Below are 3058 nucleotides of genomic sequence, written 5' to 3'. Positions count from 1 at the left end.
GCACCACGCCACTGACAATCGCCCCGACCTGCGCGGACGACCGATTGTCAGTGGCGTGGTGCACCGTGGGATCCACATCCGGTCGATCGATCTGGAGGGGGACCCATGACCGTGCCCGAAACCACCGCTGCCACCACGACCACCGGGAGCGAGGCGCTGCGTCCGCACGCCGAGGACGCGTTCGCCGAGGAGCTGGCCGCCCTGGCCGCGGCCGACGACCGGCAGCGGCCCGCGAGATGGCGGCTGTCGCCCTGGGCCGTGGCCACCTATCTGCTCGGAGGCACGTTGCCCGACGGCACGGTGATCACACCGAAGTACGTGGGGCCGCGCCGGATCGTGGAAGTCGCCGTCACCACGCTCGCCACCGACCGGGCGCTGCTGCTCCTCGGTGTGCCGGGCACCGCCAAGACCTGGGTCTCCGAACATCTCGCGGCGGCCGTCAGCGGTGACTCGACACTGCTGGTGCAGGGCACGGCGGGCACACCGGAGGAGGCGATCAGGTACGGCTGGAACTACGCGCGGCTGCTCGCCCACGGCCCGAGCCGCGACGCGCTGGTGCCCAGTCCGGTGATGCGGGCCATGTCGGAGGGCATGACCGCGCGGGTCGAGGAGCTGACCCGTATCCCCGCCGACGTGCAGGACTCGCTCATCACGATCCTGTCCGAGAAGACGCTGCCGGTCCCGGAGCTGGGACAGGAGGTGCAGGCCGTCCGCGGTTTCAATCTGATCGCCACGGCCAACGACCGCGACCGCGGTGTCAACGATCTCTCCAGCGCGCTGCGCCGCCGTTTCAACACCGTCGTCCTGCCGCTGCCCGCCACACCCGAGGCGGAGGTCGACATCGTCTCCCGGCGCGTCGACCAGATAGGGCGCTCGCTCGATCTGCCGGCCGGGCCCGAGGGCATCGACGAGATCCGCCGGGTCGTGACGGTCTTCCGCGAGCTGCGCGACGGTGTCACGACCGACGGCCGTACGAAGCTCAAGTCCCCCTCCGGGACGCTCTCCACGGCCGAGGCCATCTCCGTCGTCACCAATGGCCTGGCACTCGCCGCCCACTTCGGCGACGGAGTGCTGCGGCCGGGCGATGTGGCCGCCGGCATCCTCGGCGCGGTCGTCCGCGATCCGGCGGCCGACCGGGTGATCTGGCAGGAGTATGTCGAGACCGTGGTCCGTGAGCGCGACGGCTGGAAGGACTTCTACCGTGCCTGCCGCGAGGTGAGCGCGTGACGGCGGCGCCGGCGGCCGTCGGCGCCGCCGGGCGCGGGCCGCTGCTGCTCGGGATCCGCCACCACGGGCCGGGATCCGCGCGGGCGGTGCGGGGCGCGCTCGACGCGGCGGCGCCACGCGTGGTGCTGATCGAAGGGCCGCCCGAGGGCGACGCGTTGCTGGCGCTCGCCGGGGACGAGGCGATGCGACCGCCGGTCGCGCTGCTCGCGCACGCGGTGGACGATCCGGGACGGGCCGCGTTCTGGCCGCTGGCGGAGTTCTCGCCCGAATGGGTCGCGATCCGCTGGGCGCTGGCCCATGACGTACCGGTGCGGTTCATCGATCTGCCCGCGGCGCACTCACTGGCGCGGACCCCGGAGGACGGATCCGAGGAGGGACCCGACAGGGACGAGCCAGGCGCCCAAGGACGGCCCGGCACCGAGGGACAGCCGGGCGCCGAGGAACTGCGGGTCGATCCGCTCGCCGTTCTCGCCGAGGCCGCCGGATACGACGATCCGGAGCGCTGGTGGGAGGACGTCGTCGAGCACCACGGTCCTGGCCGCTCCGCCGACCCCTTCGCGCCGTTCGAGGCGGTCGCCGAGGCCATGGGCGCACTGCGCGAGGAGTACGGCGCCGGGGGGCATGGGCGTGATCTCGTCCGCGAGGCCCATATGCGTATCCAACTGCGCGCGGCGCGCAAGGAGTTCGGCGACGGAGGTGTCGCCGTCGTCTGCGGCGCCTGGCATGTGCCCGCGCTGGCGGAGAAGAGCACCGTCGCGGCCGACCGCGCGTTGCTCAAGGGCCTGCCCAAGGTGAGGGCCGAGCTGACCTGGGTGCCCTGGACCCACCGCAGGCTCGCCCGGCACAGCGGCTACGGCGCGGGTGTCGACTCACCCGGCTGGTACGGACATCTCTTCGCCGTGCCCGACCGTCCCGTGGAGCGCTGGCTCACCAAGGTCGCGGGGCTGCTGCGGGAGGAGGACCGGACCGTCTCCTCCGCGCATGTCATCGAGGCGGTACGGCTCGCCGAGACCCTGGCCGTGATGCGCGGTCGACCGCTGGCCGGTCTCACCGAGACCATCGACGCCGTACGGGCCGTGATGTGCGAGGGATCGGACATTCCGCTCGGGCTCATCCGGGACCGGCTCGTGGTGGGAGATGTGCTCGGCGAGGTCCCGGACACGGCGCCCGCCGTGCCGTTGCAGCGCGATCTCACCCGGCTCCAGCGGTCGCTGCGGCTCAAACCGGAGGCGCTGGAGCGCGAACTGGACCTCGATCTGCGCAAGGAGACGGACACGGCGCGCAGCAGGCTTCTGCACCGGCTGCGGCTGCTGGGCATCGGCTGGGGCGAGCAGGCCGCGGGGCGTGGGAGCACCGGCACGTTCCGGGAGAGCTGGCGGTTGCGCTGGGAGCCGGAGCTGTACGTACGGGTCGCGGAGGCGGGCGTATGGGGCACCACCGTGCTCTCCGCCGCCTCCTCCAAGGCCGAGTCCCAGGCAGCGTCCTCGACATCGCTCGCCGAGGTCACGGCACTGGCAGAGCGCTGTCTGCTGGCCGATCTGTCCGACGCGCTGCCCGTGGTGATGCGCGCCCTGGCGGACCGTGCCGCGCTGGACGCCGACGTCGGCCGGCTCGCCACGGCGCTGCCCGCGCTCGCCCGCTCGCTGCGGTACGGGGACGTACGGTCCACGGACACCGCCGCACTCGGGGAGGTGGCGGCCGGGCTCGCCGAGCGGATCTGCGTGGGCCTGCCGCCGGCCTGCGCCGGTCTCGACGCGGACGGCGCCGCCGAGATGCGCACGCACCTCGACAGCGTCCACACGGCGATCGGCCTCCTCCCGGCCGGCCGGGA

2 protein-coding genes are annotated in these 3058 nt (G+C 73.3%); both read left to right on the top strand.

All coding sequences use genetic code 11. The annotated features are described in order from the left end of the window. Positions 1–105: 105 nt before the first annotated feature. Entirely contained in the window at positions 106–1227 is a 1122-nt protein-coding gene (locus BFF77_RS21605; RefSeq protein ID WP_066952442.1) for an ATP-binding protein, read from the top strand. Beyond that, the coding region (locus BFF77_RS21600) for a DUF5682 family protein (protein ID WP_066952440.1) at positions 1224–3058 on the top strand (1835 nt) is incomplete at its 3' end. The genes BFF77_RS21605 and BFF77_RS21600, both read left to right, overlap by 4 nt.

Origin of the sequence: Streptomyces lushanensis, assembly GCF_001700515.1 — a bacterium.
GTDB lineage: Bacteria > Actinomycetota > Actinomycetes > Streptomycetales > Streptomycetaceae > Streptomyces > Streptomyces lushanensis.
The sequence above is the reverse complement of the archived record's forward strand: the minus strand, read 5'-3'. Positions and strand labels throughout refer to the sequence as shown.